Source organism: Streptococcus sp. 27098_8_82 (assembly GCF_041431615.1).
In the GTDB taxonomy this organism is placed as follows: domain Bacteria; phylum Bacillota; class Bacilli; order Lactobacillales; family Streptococcaceae; genus Streptococcus; species Streptococcus sanguinis_K.
The window spans coordinates 133,495-148,300 of record NZ_JAPVYB010000001.1 but is presented as its reverse complement, the minus strand read 5'-3'; the positions used below and the strand labels follow the sequence as shown (position 1 = coordinate 148,300).

The following is a 14,806-nucleotide window of genomic DNA, read 5'->3' as shown; positions in this document are numbered from 1 at the left end:
TTTACCTTTTTGTCATTTAGAAAAGGTAGACGATTCGCATAGTTCATTTGCAAATCAGACCAATATTGCTAAGGTCAATCGTGTCTGACAATCAATGTCCCCAATAACGCAGAAAAACCGGAAACAAAGTCCGGTTCTTCTGATTATTTCCTAAACGTCAGGGCATAAAATTTTCCGTCCCAGAGGAGTTTCAACTCCTTCTCTTTGACTCCGGCCGGTATAGCGGCCTCAATTTCTCCTAAATCAACAGTAGCGTCCTTAAAATAGTCCTTGCTGAAGTGGTTCTTCTTATATTGCTGGTCCACATAGTCTGCCGTCTCGTCTGAAATCATAATCTTAGTTCCTGGCTTAGCCACTCGCAGCATTTCCTGCATGGCCTTGGCCTTATCGCTAAAGAAATTAATTCCGCCGATATGATAGACGATGTCAAAGCTATTATCCGCAAAGGGCAGGTCCTCTGCACAAGCATGAAAGAGCTTCAGATTGGTCTTCTTGGCGCAGGATTTCTGGCATTTTTTCAGCATGCCTATAGAAATATCTGCCCCAACAAAGTCTAGGCTTTTCAGGTCAATATTTTCAGGAATGTAGCGCAGGTCTTGACCCGTCCCGATAGAGACATAAAGGACGGATAGATGATCCTTCCATTCTATTTCTGCCATCTGGTCCTTTCTCAGCTTGTCAATAGCCTTGCCATGGAGAAGTGGCCCCATCCATTTCTCACCAAAATCATACCAGCGAGCCAAGCGATTGTACATGGTCATATACTTGGCATTGTCCCCTGAGACATAGTCCGGATTCAGCGCCAGATAGATGTCTCCATCTTTTTGAAAATCCGCCAACTTCAAACCTGGCTTCAGCTTCTCTTGTATTTTTGTATCTGTCATATCTTCTGTCTCCTTTTTCTATTTGCCATTTATTATAGAGGATTCTGAGGCAAAAACAAGAGTTTTTCCGTAAGTGGCTGCCCTGCATGAGTAACTGGAAGAAATTGCTAAGTAAGCTGCAAAAAAACTAGACAAAAAATGTGCAAACAAAAGAAGATAAAGCATTCTGCTCTATCCTCTCTTTATTTATTTGCTCAGTCGAGTCTTACGGTAAAGTCCTAAAAGAGCCAGGACTACCAGACCAGCAAGAACCAATCCAAGGCTTTCAGCAGAGCCAGTCGCAGGAAGAACTTTTTTAGATTTTCCTTGACTGTCTGCTGCTTTATCAGAATCAGATGATTGATTTGGCTTAATACCGCCTTGAACTGCTTTATCAGGGGTACCAGGTTCAGCTGGTGCCGCTTGGTCAGTAATGAACAACTTGCCATCTGTATATTCTACAGCATTGCTATTGGCATCTAGAACTGTTACAGTGCCATCTTCATTGACTTGGAAGACAATATCAGTCACAGCCAGATAACCTGTCGGAGCCGCTTCCTCATGGAAGGTGTAAACACCTGGCTCTAGGTTAATTTCTTTAGATTTGTCAGCTTCTGAAGTCCAAGATGCGACAGGACTGCCCTTGCTTTCCCGTCCCTTGAAAATCTGAATCTGTGCACCGGCAATTTCTTCACCAGCTAGATTAACCTTGCTGAACGTTACCTGTTTATCTGTTGGAGCTTGAGTTTGCTTATTGGCTACATTGACTGCCACCAATCTGCTGTCTCCAGAATCTCCAGATGCCGGACTGCCTACGTTCAAAGTCTTACCAAAATCCGTCGGACTGATCGTAATATCCTCTGTCAGGCGATCGTAACCAGCTGGAGCAGTCGTTTCACGCAGGATATAAGTGTCGCGTAGAAGGTTACCAATTTCCGCATTCCCATCTGCATCTGTCGTGATTGTGCCAACCACCTTATTAGTCGATTTCCGCACCACTTCAAAGACTGCACCGCTCAGAGAGGCATTAGACTCATCTGTCTTGTGAACCTTAACCTTGAAATTATAGCCTTCTGACTTTCCGCCAGCAATCTGATAAGAGTACTCGTTGGTGACAGATACTGTCTCGGTATTGTTGTAGTTCATGGTAGCCTTATTTCCTACAACCTCTCCATCAGCCAAATCATAGTCGGCCAGCGTCTTGTACTCAACTAGGTAGCCGAAACCTTCTACATCACCGAAGTTGATTGTCAAGCTATCGCCTTCAGCGCCAAAGGTCATCTTAGACTGGAAGTCTGCTGTTACATCTTCAGTCGAATCACGCGCCCAATCACCATTATTCCAGCGCCAAGAAACCTTATACACTCGCACAGAATCTTGAACAATCTTAGCGTTTGTATCACCTAGCTTGTCCGTCACAGAGACATTTTTGTAGTTGCCCATGTTACGGTTAATGGCTACATTGTAGCGGATTTCATTCTTAGCATCAGCATCCCACTGAAAAGCACTCTTTTCTAGCAGAGACTCATACTTTTTCGGCGGCCCATTATAGTGAATGCTGCCAGCCGGAATCCTATTATTTCCTACCGTGAAAGTAGCTGGAATATCCCTTTCCTCTGTGACGACCTCGTGGTCAATCCGCGAATAGAAGAAAAACTCGCCTCTGACACTGGACTTCTGCTCCACATAGTCTGTGTATGTCAATGTGATGGTCTTGGCATCGCTATCCAGGACTCCATTAGCCACCAGGGCTCCGTTTTCATCCTTGAGCTCAATAGCTGAAGAATTCCCAAAGGTAAATTCATTCGGCAAATGAATCACTGTCGTATCACCCGCATGGGCCTGGTTGTCTGGCAAGGCAAACTTAGCATAGACACGGAAGGTCTGCCAGATATCCACACCGTTGGTCAACTGTTCACCAGAGTTAGTGGTGAGGTGCATCTCAGTGATGACATCATTGAGTTCCGCCGCCTGAGCCTTAAGGGTTCCGGCTAGGAAAGGCAGGAACACGCCTAGACAGAGAATGATGAGCTGAAACCATACTCTCAGTTTTTTATTCATGCAATCTTCCTTTCTCACAAGTAAAATTTGTTTAAAAGTACAGCGTATTGGCCAGCCAGATGAACACGTTCTTTTCATGTTTTTCTGCCTTTTTGACAAACACTGGAAAGACAATACTAATTCATTGTACCATATTGACTATTAAAAAACTATAGGAATGCTCAGAGGGTTTTAACATAAAAAGGAGAAAGAAGATGTTAGTCTTCTCTCTCCTTTTGGTAAGCAAAACAGGCCAAAAGATGACCTAAAAATCATTGAACAACTTTAGCTCTTCTATTTTGACAAAAAGTCAATCTTTCTGTGACGCACTGGAAGTTGCATCTACCTGATTCTGATGTATTTCTTCTTGTTTGGAAGAATTTCTTTCCGTCTCATCTGAAGTGTCGGGCACTTTCTGTACATGCCCGCAGGCCGTTAGGATAAAGACAGAAATCAGAGCCAGACAGATGCTCCCAATGTTCTTGAACCTAGACATACGAGTCCTCCATTTATGCAAAACTTGATGAGACTAGCACTCCGCTAAAAATGCCTGCACAGTCTTGACATCTTCTGGACTACCGCCTCGGTCAATATCGCAGATATGCTGGAGCCCATATTTTTCGATAATCAAGGCAGTCGCCCCGCAGAAGGTACGGCCGTGTTTAACAGAGTCACCATTGTTAACAAAACCTTTAATCAGCCCAGGATGTTTCTTGATAAAGCGCTTGGTAGACCAAGGAATTTTCCCAGCACCAGCATTTCGAGTAATGAGAATACAGGGCTCTTCCAGTTTCTCCTTGATGGTCTGGGTCGGATAGCCCAATGCTTCTGCAAATCGTTTTCCAACACCAGTATTTGAATCATAAACTACAATCATTTTCATCACCTACTTTCTTAAAAAAAGGATAGCAAACCAAGCCGCAAAGCCTAAAACCACGACATCTGAGATGAGCATAAGCATGAACTCCAAATCTGGCATCATGTGAATGTACATCAGCAATGCCAAAGTTGTCAAAGCCAGTGCCGTCAGCTTAGCAACTGCTGGCAAGCCCGGAATCAAAGCTGCTCCGATTAGGACAAGGATGAGACCTCCGACTAAAAATGACTGAAAATCCACACTCAAACTGAAACCAACTGTCACACCACCGTAGCCAATGGTCAAAAGACCAATCGCGACCAGACAGATACCTAAAATAGCAATTCCGCTCATGGCAAATCCTCCTTGCTTATTCATTCTTTTCCTCACTTTCTGTTTTTGAATGAACAATTCCTAGCATTCATTCAAGACCTTCTAAAAAATAATTCACTTTATACTTATCCAAGCACATTTCTTCCCATCCCTATTCGCACTACATAAGACATCACCTCCTTTATATGTGAATGAATAATTTTATAAATTCATTCATTTTTACTTCTAAGTAAAGGAATTTCCTCTATTTGGAAAAAATTCCCTTAACAAAATATTTAACTAAAGTCTCAATGCTATTGAAGTAGCCTGAAAATTCCTGCTCTGTGACATGCATGTCTATGTAGTAAATCAAGTCATAAACCTTCATAATCTCAGCTATTTTCTCCTTCGAAAAGCCCTCTTCCTGCAAGCGCTGGCTGAAAGTCTGAATCAGAAACTGATGAAAGGCATTGGACGCTCGGCCGGAATCCTGATTATAGTAATCGTGCAGAATCTGAGAAATGCCCGGCTTGTTCCACTCAGCTAGAATTTTATTGGGCGAAATCAATTCAAAAGTGACTGCAAAAAGCTGTTCAATGATTACCTCGGGCTCGCCCTGCCAGTCTACGCGTTGCATGATTTCCTCACGTACACGGCTATTTTCAGCTACATAAACCTCCAAGAAGATAGCTTCTTTGGATTCATAATACTTGTAAAAGGATCCGACAGCCATATGGCTTCTCTTAGCAATATCAGAAATTCCAGCTGCCTTATAGCCTTTTTCTGCAAAGACTTCTCTAGCCGCAGCCAGGAGCTCATTTTTTTTATCCATTTCCACGCCTCTTTTGTGAATGAATTTATTTTTATGTTCATTCATATTTTAACACAATCTTGCCACTTGTCAAGCTTTTATGCTATACTATACAAAAAAGATAGTTTGCTAATCAAATTATTTTTTTAGATTATATTTTGGAGGTTGAGCTATGCTCAAGGAAAGACGAAACCAGGGTACCATCGCCCTACTGGTAATTACTTTTATTTTTCTAGTTGTTGCTGCAGTGATGGGCTTTATCCAATACCAAAAAGTCAACACCAAGACTGCTTATGACCGAAATAGCGAGTCTGGAGCAGATTCAGCAGTCTATGCTGAAGTGTCATATATTTTCCCAGAGGCTCTGATTGAAGTAGAAGATAATACCCAAGTTTGGCTGGTTGCCTACCAAGACGGATATGTTGGTCTGCAGGCTAAAAAAGGGGACAAGCAGATTGCCCAGCTCTTGGAAAAAGAGAAAAAGGGCGAGCTGGAAAAAAATCCTGTCCGAATCGTTGGCTCCTACGTTAATGCTAACTCCCCTAAGAAAAATCAGGGATATATCTCTAATTATGGCAGCCTCGTTCGCGGTCTCCTAGCAGACAATCCCGAAGTCATCACAGTAATGTCAAGCAGCTCCTATATCTCTATTACTGAATTTGAATCTGACAATCTTGCATTCATGTTCTACATTCTGTTTTTGATTGGACTCAGTGTTTTCTTTATCGTTATGGGAATTATCAGCCGCAAGAAAAATATCGTTGCCTACGAAGAAATCTATGCAGCCTATCCAGAGGCCAAGGACAATCTCAATATCCTGCTTGAGCAAGCGTCTTTCCACGACGATGTGCTGAAAATTGCTGTTTATAAAGACCATCTCATTAGCTACTATCGAGGTTTCAAGGCGATTGATCTCAAACAGGTCGTCCATCTTTACCACCACATTCTCACCATGCATCGTGGCTTCGTTGCTTCAAACAGAAACTCAACCTTAGTTGCTGTTCGAAACAATCAAAAGAAATACCAAATGCCTATTAAGAACATTGGTAAAACAACAGATACCAAACTCCAGTCAACCTTTGACTATCTCTACAACCACTTCCCTCATATCAGATTGGGAGTGTAATAGCACATAAAACTCAAGCTAGAAAATCTAGCTTGGGTTTTTTAGATACAAAAAACAGGAGCAGGATACAATCCAGCTCCATTTATTTTTATGATATGCTTGTCAGAACGTTTTTCGGCAAGTTACTTGCCTTCTTTTTCCTTTCTGCGCTTAGCCAAGGCGCTGTTAATCTTCTTGGTCTTAAGATTTGTATCCAAGTAACGAAAGAGCCATACAAAGAGATAAATCAGAATAAAATTAAACCAGAAATGCCAGCTGGCAATTAAAAATCCCCAGTTATTATAGACCATGAAGCAGCATACTAAGACTGCGACAGCGGCGAAATGCAGTAACATCGAGACTGAAAAAGAGAATCGGTCTTCAAGAGTTTTTAACATTGAACTGATGATCCCAATCAAACCGCTCATCGCCATGACACTGATGATATTACTTGTTGTGGGCGGATTTTTTTGAATAGAGAGGGCAAGGACAATCAGATAGACTGCACTCCCTGTCTGGATGCCCATTAATATAGCGTGTAGACATTTTTTTATACTCATCACTTACCTCCTAGATTCCCAGATATTCCATTAAGAGTTTGACATAGCGACGGCTGACTTCGGTTTTGATTTGATTGGTCAGCTTGGCCGTCATATTGCCAGAAAAGCTGTCAGACAAAGACTCCAGATGGTCAATATTGATAACAGCATGCCGGGAAACCTGGATAAAGTTCGAGCTGTTAATCCGCTGCTGAAAGCGAGTCAAGGTCTCTGTCGTCTGGTAAATGCCATCTCTACTGTAAATCATCAGAGTTGTCTGGTTGATGTCTGCTAGGATAATATCTTCTGTCCTCAACATGACCAGTTTATCGTCCGACTTGATAGGCAGGACGCCACTTGGCCCTGCCTTGTACTGCTCTAAATAATCTAAGATGGCCTTGGCTTCTGCCCCTAGCTGGTCTGCCTTGACCACAACCAGCGGATCATTGGATGAAATGGTTGGATCTGTTTCAAATTTTGCTTGCAAGAGGAAGCTCCCTATTCACATTCTATTGTAGTTTCAGCCGGCGGATAGCAATCATATTTTGCACCATCCAAATAATCACTATTGCAACTAAAACTATTCCAACTATATAGAAAGTTTCTGTCCTTGTCAAGAGCTCCTGCCATTCAATGCGAATTCCCATTGTTTTTTCAAAAGCTGCTTGTGACTGGCTGCTATTGGCAAAAGTATCTGCTAGACTTTCTTTCATGAGAACCTGTCTGAAAAGAGATGCCATATAGTTAGAAGGCGTAAGCTTCATCAGGTTTTGCGCCATATTCGGCAAGGTTCCAATGGGGATATAGGTACCCACTAGAAAACCAGAAGTTGCTCCGACTACTGTTGCCAATTTCCCTAAACTATCCACTGATTTGAAGCATTGAACAATCAGAGCATTTATCAGTGTGGCCAAGAGGCTATTTAAGAGCATCAGAAGAATCAGGTAAGGAAGGACTCCCCACTCAAAGGAAATGTTATCCGCTAACGTAAAATAGCTGAGCATAAAGGCAAACATAATGACCTGCATCAAAAAGCCGATAATAACAGAGCTGACAAGATAACTAAGCTGCAAGCCCCATGGTCCCAAGTCTGTGATAAAGAGGTCGTCTGTCACTTTCCGCTCCCGATCTTCGACCTGCCGAGAGAAAGCTGCCAATGTGGTCGTTAATCCTGTAACTGCCAACACGCCGCCAATCAGCCACATGTCCATCAGCTGGCTGGAATGGCCTTTGTAATTATTTTTCAAAAAAACGATATAAAGCACAAAGGGAATAATGGCTCCGAAGAGGGACAAAATTACCCCACTGCGGTTGCGGAAATAAAGTAAAAAATTACGTTTTATCAAAGCGAGCATATTAGCGTACCTCTCTTCCTGTCAGTGCCATAAAGGCATCGTCCATGGTTCCGGGTTGGAATTCAAATTGTTCAATATAGGGACCAGCCTGAGCCAATAAGGTCAGAGCTTCTTGAGTCGTTTTAGGGTGGAGGAAAAATTCCCCTTCCTTGACTTGCTCCCAAGCGCAGCCTCTTGGCAAGCTTTTCTCTAAACTTGCTACATCTTGACTCAAAATCCGCAAGACATTACGGGCGTAGTTTCCCTTAATCTGGTCTGCGGAGCCCTGAGCAATAACCTGACCATGGTCTACGATATAAATCTTATCCGCATCATCAGCTTCATTGAGATAGTGGGTTGTCAAGACAATGGTCATCTGCTCTTCTTTCTGAATTTGCTTGAGCAGGCTCCAGATACTCTCCCGAGTCTGGATATCCAAGCCTGTCGTCGGCTCATCCAGAAAGAGCAGGTCGGGACTATTGAGCAGGGCTCGCGCAATGTCCACCCGACGCTTTTGACCACCAGACAGCGTTCCATAAGGCTGCTTGGCAAAGGCTGATAAACCTAGCTGAGAGACCAAGCGCTCAATTCTACCTGACGGCATCTCCTTGTACTGCTTGGCTCTGATGGTCAGATTTTCCAAAACTGTCAGCCGGGCGTCCAACACACTGTTTTGGAAAACCACACCCAACTTAAGCTTTTCAGCATAGCAAATCTGCCCTGATGTCGGCCGCAAGAGACCTATCAGCATCTGGATAGTCGTAGACTTGCCTGCGCCATTAGGGCCTAGAATAGCTGTAAAACTGCCTCTCTCAATCTGAATATTCAGATCATTAACTGCCACCTTATCGCCATAAACCTTGCTAAGATTTTTCGTTTCTACTAACATGATCTTTTCTCCTTTTCTTTACTTCTGAGACTATGATAGCAAGTCTTTTTTGAAAAATCTCAACTTTTTGGACAAGCGGTAAAATGAGGGAGATGAGAGGTAAAAATCCAGACATCAAAAAATCCCCGACCAGAGGTCAGGGATTTGCTCTTAGCGGGCGACAATCTTGCGGTAGCTGCGTGAAGTCAGCAGAAAGACCAGAATATAGGTCAGGAGGAAGACTCCGCAAGTTGCAAGTGTTGTTTGGATTAAGAGAGGAAGATTGGTCACACCTAGTAGGGCAACTATCAAGCGCAACATATGAAAGACCGCTGCTACATGTAGAAAAGCAAAGATGAGAGGTAGGAAGAAGACAGTCAAGATTTGCTTTCGAATGGTACTTCTAGTCTGCTTTTCATCTAAACCAACCTTTTGCAAAATGATAAAGCCATCTCGGTCTTCATATCCTTCAGAGATTTGCTTGTAGTAAATCACGAGAACAGCTCCTAGAAGGAAGATAACGGAGAGGAAGACACCGATGAAGAGCAAAGTTCCAGTAAGTTCTTGATAGCTCTTTTCTGCGCTGTAACGGTCACTAGCCATTGCGAAGCTACCATCTTGAGCTTGTTCCTGATCCAAAGTGTCCCTCAACCCCAGTTGGACTTGCTCGACAAACTTTTTACTGCCCTTAGTCTCTGAAGCAACTCCAATGTAGTAGTAATGATCCACATCAAGATTGACCTCTTTGCTATCATTGACCACCATATAGAGCCCCTGTTCCATGGTCACATCGTTTGGATTAGGGATTTCCCCATGCGTGAAATTCGACGATAAAAGCTGCTTAATCTTCCAGTCTTTACCATTCACTCGGAGAGGCTTGTCCTTATTTAAGGAAATATTTTTCCCGTAAACTAAGGTTTCATCGTCTGCTAAGTCTATCTTTTCCCCTGTCATTTTTTCATAATCCTGACGATTGATGACCGTAATCGTGCCGGCAGACTTGGTCAAGATACTTGTATCCGACTCCAGCTCTCTTTGCATTGGAACTGTCACATCATTACCAGCCAGTTTCGTGATGAAGGCTGATTGGTAGAGATAGGTAGTATAGCTTGGCTTCTTCAGACCTGTGTCCTGAGCAACTTGCTGGACCTTGTCCAACAGAGCTTCCTTCTGATCGGTCGATTTTGGCAAGACGACGCTGACATTATAATCCTTCGGATGCAAGGTAGTAATATAATCCCGACCTCCAACATAGATATTGATTGTACCGACCAGAGTTACCAGGAGCATGGTAGATAGAATGGAGATAGTTGCCAATCCTGCTGCATTTTTACGCATCCGCGAGATAAGATTGGAAACAGAAATGAAATTCTGCGTTTTATAGTAGTAGCCTTTGCGCTTTTTGAGAAATTTCAATAATGTAATTGAACCTGCATTAAAAAGCAGATAGGTTGCGATGATAACCATAACCACAGCTATAAAGAAATTGCCGATAGCAGCGACAGGTTTGGTAACGGTCAAAGCCATATAATAAGCCACACCCATGAGCAGGAGCCCCAGCAAGGTTTGCAGAAAAAGGAAGCGTCCCTTCTTCTCGCCTGCTTTCTTTTCTTTCATTAGATTAAGAGAGCTATAGCGTAGAAGACGCGTAGAGTTGAGCAACAAAATCACCGCAAAAGCGACACCCAGACTAGCTAGAGTCATCCAGACGTTCCGCCATTGGAAGGTCGAGGCAAGAACTGCCGGCATTCCCATCAATTTCAAAAGAACTGCGTAGAGCATCTTATCTAAAGCTAGGCCAGACAAGATACCCAGACCGACTGTAACCAGATAAAAGACACAGAGTTCAAAGAAGGTCATGACTAGCAGATGCTTTTTCTCCATGCCCAACAGACTATAGACTCCCAACTCTCGGGAGCGGTTTTTCATGACGAAACTATTAGCATAGGTAATGAGGATAAGGACGGCAATCTGAATGACATGGATACCAAACTGCAAGGTCATGCGAGCTGCCGAACCGCCATAAGAGGTCTCCATATTGGGGCTATAAGCTAGTGAGACAAAACTATACAAAATCGCTGTTGCCAGTACCGTCGCCAAAGCAAATGGATAATACAAACTGCGATTTTTAACCAGATTAGACAAAGCCAGTTTACTCGTTAGTTTGAACATAATTGCCCACCTCACTTGCCATAACTGTCAGAGTGTCAGAAATCTCTTGGAACATCTGCCGCTCGGTCTTGTCACCGCGGAAGATTTGATTATAAAGAATCCCATCCTTGATAAAGAGCACCCGCTTGGCGCGGCTAGCCGCCGCCGTTGAGTGGGTCACCATGAGAATAGTTTGACCACGGGCATTGATGTCGTCAAAGACATCCAGCAGGGCTGCCGAAGATTTAGAATCCAAGGCTCCCGTCGGTTCGTCCGCCAGCAGAATCTCAGGGTCTGTGATGATGGCCCGAGCCACTGCAACCCGTTGCTTCTGACCACCGGAAATCTCATAAGGAAACTTCTCTTGGAGTTTATTAATCCCCAGCTCATTGCAAGTCGTGACCAGCTTTTGCATCATCTCGGTAATGGGACGGCGAGAGAGGACCAGAGGCAGGAGAATATTATCCTTGACCGACAGGGTGTCCAACAGATTGAAGTCCTGAAAGACAAAGCCTAATTTCTCCCGGCGGAAGCTGGAAGCCTGGCTGTTTTTGATGGTTGCCGTGTCAGTTCCGTTTAGAAAGACGCGGCCCTCTGTTGGCTTGTCCAACATAGCTAAGATGTTGAGCAGGGTGGATTTACCAGAGCCTGACTCCCCCATGATGGCGACATATTCACCTTTTTCTACTGTAAAGTGAATGTCTTTCAAGGCCTCCACTTGGCTGCCCTGAAATCGAGTTTTATAAATCTTTTTCACGTGTTGTACGTCTAATAATGTCATCTTGCTTCCTTTCTATTCAGCAGGCTCCTATTAAAGCCCTGCTTTTAGCAGTATTTATGAACTGTCTCCTAATTGATAAGTCTATTTTATCTCAATACCAACCACCCTGCCATAACCTAAGCTTACATTTTAAAGTGCAATCTTACACTTTTGTAAGATGAGATGGACTTTATTTTACCCAAAAGGCAATCAAGGCAATTAGCCAAAGGTGGGCTGGATAGAAAATATAGAAGAAATATTTGCTCCACTTGCTGCTGGATCCTCGCTCACCATTATAGAAGTGCAAGAGGGGAAGAACACTGATAAAGAGCCAGTCTGAATTATAGAGCAGCATCGATAGCGTGTCCTGCAGAGTTGGATAAATTTGAATACTCATGGCAAAGAGAACTCCCGCCCAAACTACATAGGACAAGTTTCTGAAAAAGACTTGATTTCTAAAAAGGTAGGTCAAGATCATGAAAGGAAGCAGAGCCATGCCGCCTTCGCTAAAGAGAAGCCCCGCCAGCAAGACTAATACTCCTGCCGCTATCCGCAAACCATGCTTCCTATCCTTAGCAGCTCCGCCATTTTCAGAAAAACCAAAGAAAAGACTCAGCATGAGGACCCCGCAGGCCAAGGTCAGGAAGATATTGTGACTGAGGTAGATGCCCTTTTCCTGAAAGAGAAGCGTCAGGATACAGTTTCCTGTCTGCATCAGGGCTGCCCAAAAGAAGAGCCGCATATTGTAAGCCAGACGATTGCGAGTGTGGAGAAAACCTTCCACTGCCATGAAGGCAAATGCTACTCCGACACAGCGGGTTAGGGCATGCAAGATGCCATCCCAACCATCCGGCACCAGCCCCGGTATCTGGCTGATATGGTCAAAAACCATAAGAAATGCCATGAAGAGCTTCAACTGAAAAGCATTTATACCTTTTGATTTCATTTTTCTATCTCCTTCTTATTTCTTGACTCTATGATAATAAAAAAGAAAGGCTGGTACCATAACCTAACCTTTCATTTGCTAGTTTTATTCTTACAATTTTGTCACTTTAAGAAATCTTGCAGGAGCATTCGTAAAAATAGGACAAAACCTAGTGACTTTTATGAGAACTCTCTTCTGCCTGCAACTGTTCTAAAAATCCTTTGACAGCTTGTCGGTCTGCTTCCGTTCCAGAGCCCTCTATGTTACAAATATGGCGGAGACCGTACTGCTCCACTATCTTATCCGTCGCCCCGCAAAAGGTCCGCGGATAACGCTTCTGATTGCCATTGATGACAAAGCCTTTGATTAGATGTCTGTACTTTCTGATGAAGCGCTTGGTCGTCCACGGAATCTGCCCTGCTCCGCTATTTCTGCTGACTAAAATACAGGGCTCCTCTAGCTTTTTCCAGACTGACTGGCTAGGCATTTCCAGACTTTTAGCAAACTTCTTACCCAAACCAGTCAGACTATCATAAACCACTACTAGCAACTTTCTTCCTCCTATTCAAAGATCAATTTCTTCTCAGGAAAGGCGATGGAAACCGTCGTTCCCTGACCCACTTGAGAGTCTATCGCAATCTTGTGTCCCAGCTGGTCAGCAATTTTCTTGGACAGATAAAGACCTAAACCTGATGACTGCTGGGTCAAACGACCGTTGTAACCTGAGAAACCGCGCTCAAAAACCCGCAGCAAATCAGCATTTTGAATCCCCAGACCCGTGTCTTTGATGTAGAGTCTATCCTCATGAAAATAAATCTCTATGCTGCCTTCTTTTGTGTATTTAAGACTATTGGACAGGACCTGCTCCAAAATCACTAGAAACCACTTTTTATCAGTGACAATCGTGTGGTTTAGGTCATGAAGATTGAGGCTGAGTCCTTGCTGAATAAAGAAAAGAGCGTATTTCTTGACTACTTCCCTGACCAAATCAGCCAGATTTTCCTGCTTCAGCACTAGATCGTCATGGAAGCTTTCCAGACGGAGGTACTGGAGCACCAGATGAACGTAGGACTCAATCTTAAAGAGCTCCTGCTCTAGCTGAGACTTGGCTTCCTTATCCTTCAAATCTCCAATCAAGAGTGAACTGGCAGCAATAGGAGTCTTGACTTGATGAACCCAAAGAGTATAGTAGTCCAGCAAATCATTGTATTTTTCCTGCTCAACCAAGAGCTGATTTTTCTGCTCGTACTCCAGCTCCTCCACCCTTTCCTGCAAAAGCTTTTCTAGAGGAGTCTGAGCCTGAGCAGAGAGCTGCAGCTTCTGGCTGCGATAGCCCTTAAAGGACGTCCAAGCATCTGCTCCGATAAACAAGAAAGACAGAAAAGCCAGCAAGAGCGCAACGTATTCCAGCAGACTGCGGTAAGCATCAAAGACAAAGGCAAAGAGCAGAATAAAGCCTAGCAGCAAAATCAACAGAGCTAGAAAAAATCTCCGCGAATAAAGGTAAGACTTAAGAAAGAAAAATTTATCCTGTATGTCCATTGATGAGACCGTATCCTATTCCTTTTTTGGTTTCGATGAAATTCTTCAGTCCGTGCTCTTCAAGCTTCTTACGCAGGCGAGCCACATTGACCGATAGGGTATTGTCGTCGATGAAAAAGTCACTGTTCCAGAGTTCCTTCATCAGATCATCACGCGCTACGATACCATCTGCGTGCTCAAAGAGGACCCGCAAAATCTGAAATTCGTTCTTGGTCAAGGTCACCACTTTGCCATCAAAGACCAGATCTGTCGACTTGAGATTGAGAATGACACCCTGATGCTCCAAGAGACTCTGGTCGTTTCCAAACTCATAGGAACGGCGCAGCAAGCCCTGAACCTTAGCCAGAAAGACATTATTGTCAAAAGGCTTGGTAATATAGTCGTCTGCCCCCATATTGATAGCCATGACAATGTCCATGGACTGATCGCGAGAAGACAGAAACATGATAGGTACCGTTGAAATCTTGCGGATTTCCTGACACCAATGATAGCCGTTGAACAAGGGCAGGCCGATATCCATCAGCACCAGATGCGGCTCCTCTCGGACAAAGACAGTCAGCACATCCATAAAGTCCTCGACTGCCACTACCTGAAAGCCCCATTGTTCCAGCATTTTCTTAATCATCTGACGGATGACTGGATCATCTTCTACTAGTAAAATCTTATGCATCTTTCCCTCCCGATTGCTTGCTAGTAACAT

Annotated in this window: 17 protein-coding genes; 1 reads left to right on the top strand and 16 read right to left on the bottom strand. The window is 43.7% G+C overall.

All coding sequences use genetic code 11. The features are described from left to right. Positions 1 to 143 precede the first annotated feature (143 nt). The 6 genes from O3627_RS00745 to O3627_RS00720 form a co-directional block, all read right to left on the bottom strand. On the bottom strand, positions 144 to 884 hold the full coding sequence (locus O3627_RS00745) for a class I SAM-dependent methyltransferase (RefSeq protein WP_002897119.1): 741 nt from the start codon (positions 882 to 884) through the stop codon (positions 144 to 146). Positions 885 to 1,070: 186 nt separating this feature from the next. Then, entirely contained in the window at positions 1,071 to 2,924 is a 1,854-nt protein-coding gene (locus tag O3627_RS00740; protein ID WP_371621236.1) for a SpaA isopeptide-forming pilin-related protein, read from the bottom strand. Between the two features lie 289 nt (positions 2,925 to 3,213). Further along, positions 3,214 to 3,399 (bottom strand): hypothetical protein, encoded by a 186-nt coding sequence (locus tag O3627_RS00735; protein WP_002903193.1) that lies wholly within the window; start codon positions 3,397 to 3,399, stop codon positions 3,214 to 3,216. 33 nt (positions 3,400 to 3,432) lie between these two features. Then, positions 3,433 to 3,789, bottom strand: coding sequence for a class Ib ribonucleoside-diphosphate reductase assembly flavoprotein NrdI (locus tag O3627_RS00730; protein ID WP_270618860.1), 357 nt, complete (start codon positions 3,787 to 3,789; stop codon positions 3,433 to 3,435). Then, positions 3,790 to 4,137, bottom strand: coding sequence for a hypothetical protein (locus O3627_RS00725; RefSeq protein ID WP_125410472.1), 348 nt, complete (start codon positions 4,135 to 4,137; stop codon positions 3,790 to 3,792). A 199-nt stretch (positions 4,138 to 4,336) separates the two neighbouring features. After that, the gene (locus O3627_RS00720) at positions 4,337 to 4,948 is read right to left on the bottom strand and encodes a TetR/AcrR family transcriptional regulator (protein ID WP_371621235.1); all 612 of its coding nucleotides are present in this window, start codon (positions 4,946 to 4,948) and stop codon (positions 4,337 to 4,339) included. A 106-nt stretch (positions 4,949 to 5,054) separates the two neighbouring features. Between O3627_RS00720 and O3627_RS00715 the strand changes: the two genes are divergently transcribed. After that, positions 5,055 to 6,008, top strand: a complete 954-nt coding sequence (locus O3627_RS00715) for a hypothetical protein (protein WP_371621234.1) — start codon at positions 5,055 to 5,057, stop codon at positions 6,006 to 6,008. A 122-nt stretch (positions 6,009 to 6,130) separates the two neighbouring features. Here O3627_RS00715 and O3627_RS00710 read toward each other — a convergent pair whose 3' ends face one another. The 10 genes from O3627_RS00710 to O3627_RS00665 all read right to left on the bottom strand — a co-directional run bounded on the left by O3627_RS00710 (position 6,131) and on the right by O3627_RS00665 (position 14,776). Further along, a complete protein-coding gene (locus O3627_RS00710; protein WP_371621233.1) occupies positions 6,131 to 6,547 on the bottom strand; it encodes a DUF3021 domain-containing protein in 417 nt (138 codons plus the stop codon). A gap of 10 nt (positions 6,548 to 6,557) precedes the next feature. Further along, the gene (locus O3627_RS00705) at positions 6,558 to 7,013 is read right to left on the bottom strand and encodes a LytTR family DNA-binding domain-containing protein (protein WP_371621232.1); all 456 of its coding nucleotides are present in this window, start codon (positions 7,011 to 7,013) and stop codon (positions 6,558 to 6,560) included. Positions 7,014 to 7,035: 22 nt separating this feature from the next. Continuing rightward, on the bottom strand, positions 7,036 to 7,881 hold the full coding sequence (locus tag O3627_RS00700; RefSeq protein WP_371621231.1) for an ABC transporter permease: 846 nt from the start codon (positions 7,879 to 7,881) through the stop codon (positions 7,036 to 7,038). Position 7,882: 1 nt separating this feature from the next. After that, positions 7,883 to 8,749 (bottom strand): ABC transporter ATP-binding protein, encoded by an 867-nt coding sequence (locus O3627_RS00695; protein WP_314578693.1) that lies wholly within the window; start codon positions 8,747 to 8,749, stop codon positions 7,883 to 7,885. A 150-nt stretch (positions 8,750 to 8,899) separates the two neighbouring features. After that, a complete protein-coding gene (locus O3627_RS00690) occupies positions 8,900 to 10,900 on the bottom strand; it encodes an ABC transporter permease (protein ID WP_371621230.1) in 2,001 nt (666 codons plus the stop codon). Next, positions 10,881 to 11,660, bottom strand: coding sequence for an ABC transporter ATP-binding protein (locus O3627_RS00685; protein WP_002899832.1), 780 nt, complete (start codon positions 11,658 to 11,660; stop codon positions 10,881 to 10,883). Before O3627_RS00685 ends, O3627_RS00690 begins: the two co-directional genes overlap by 20 nt. Before the next feature lie 169 nt (positions 11,661 to 11,829). Next, positions 11,830 to 12,585: a TraX family protein gene (locus O3627_RS00680; protein WP_004193002.1), complete on the bottom strand. Its 756-nt coding sequence runs from the start codon at positions 12,583 to 12,585 to the stop codon at positions 11,830 to 11,832. 148 nt (positions 12,586 to 12,733) lie between these two features. Beyond that, positions 12,734 to 13,114, bottom strand: coding sequence for a class Ib ribonucleoside-diphosphate reductase assembly flavoprotein NrdI (locus tag O3627_RS00675; RefSeq protein WP_371621229.1), 381 nt, complete (start codon positions 13,112 to 13,114; stop codon positions 12,734 to 12,736). 11 nt (positions 13,115 to 13,125) lie between these two features. Next, positions 13,126 to 14,106 (bottom strand): ATP-binding protein, encoded by a 981-nt coding sequence (locus tag O3627_RS00670; RefSeq protein ID WP_371621228.1) that lies wholly within the window; start codon positions 14,104 to 14,106, stop codon positions 13,126 to 13,128. After that, positions 14,090 to 14,776, bottom strand: a complete 687-nt coding sequence (locus tag O3627_RS00665) for a response regulator transcription factor (RefSeq protein WP_125434824.1) — start codon at positions 14,774 to 14,776, stop codon at positions 14,090 to 14,092. Before O3627_RS00665 ends, O3627_RS00670 begins: the two co-directional genes overlap by 17 nt. Positions 14,777 to 14,806: the final 30 nt, after the last annotated feature.

What these genes read in the sequence shown, in the direction of transcription:
- O3627_RS00745 (WP_002897119.1), bottom strand. Translation starts at nt 884, where the DNA reads ATGACAGATACAAAAATACAAGAGAAGCTGAAGCCAGGTTTGAAGTTG.
- O3627_RS00740 (WP_371621236.1), bottom strand. Translation starts at nt 2,924, where the DNA reads ATGAATAAAAAACTGAGAGTATGGTTTCAGCTCATCATTCTCTGTCTA.
- O3627_RS00735 (WP_002903193.1), bottom strand. Translation starts at nt 3,399, where the DNA reads ATGTCTAGGTTCAAGAACATTGGGAGCATCTGTCTGGCTCTGATTTCT.
- O3627_RS00725 (WP_125410472.1), bottom strand. Translation starts at nt 4,137, where the DNA reads ATGAATAAGCAAGGAGGATTTGCCATGAGCGGAATTGCTATTTTAGGT.
- O3627_RS00720 (WP_371621235.1), bottom strand. Translation starts at nt 4,948, where the DNA reads ATGAATGAACATAAAAATAAATTCATTCACAAAAGAGGCGTGGAAATG.
- O3627_RS00715 (WP_371621234.1), top strand. Translation starts at nt 5,055, where the DNA reads ATGCTCAAGGAAAGACGAAACCAGGGTACCATCGCCCTACTGGTAATT.
- O3627_RS00710 (WP_371621233.1), bottom strand. Translation starts at nt 6,547, where the DNA reads ATGAGTATAAAAAAATGTCTACACGCTATATTAATGGGCATCCAGACA.
- O3627_RS00700 (WP_371621231.1), bottom strand. Translation starts at nt 7,881, where the DNA reads ATGCTCGCTTTGATAAAACGTAATTTTTTACTTTATTTCCGCAACCGC.
- O3627_RS00695 (WP_314578693.1), bottom strand. Translation starts at nt 8,749, where the DNA reads ATGTTAGTAGAAACGAAAAATCTTAGCAAGGTTTATGGCGATAAGGTG.
- O3627_RS00690 (WP_371621230.1), bottom strand. Translation starts at nt 10,900, where the DNA reads ATGTTCAAACTAACGAGTAAACTGGCTTTGTCTAATCTGGTTAAAAAT.
- O3627_RS00685 (WP_002899832.1), bottom strand. Translation starts at nt 11,660, where the DNA reads ATGACATTATTAGACGTACAACACGTGAAAAAGATTTATAAAACTCGA.
- O3627_RS00680 (WP_004193002.1), bottom strand. Translation starts at nt 12,585, where the DNA reads ATGAAATCAAAAGGTATAAATGCTTTTCAGTTGAAGCTCTTCATGGCA.
- O3627_RS00670 (WP_371621228.1), bottom strand. Translation starts at nt 14,106, where the DNA reads ATGGACATACAGGATAAATTTTTCTTTCTTAAGTCTTACCTTTATTCG.
- O3627_RS00665 (WP_125434824.1), bottom strand. Translation starts at nt 14,776, where the DNA reads ATGCATAAGATTTTACTAGTAGAAGATGATCCAGTCATCCGTCAGATG.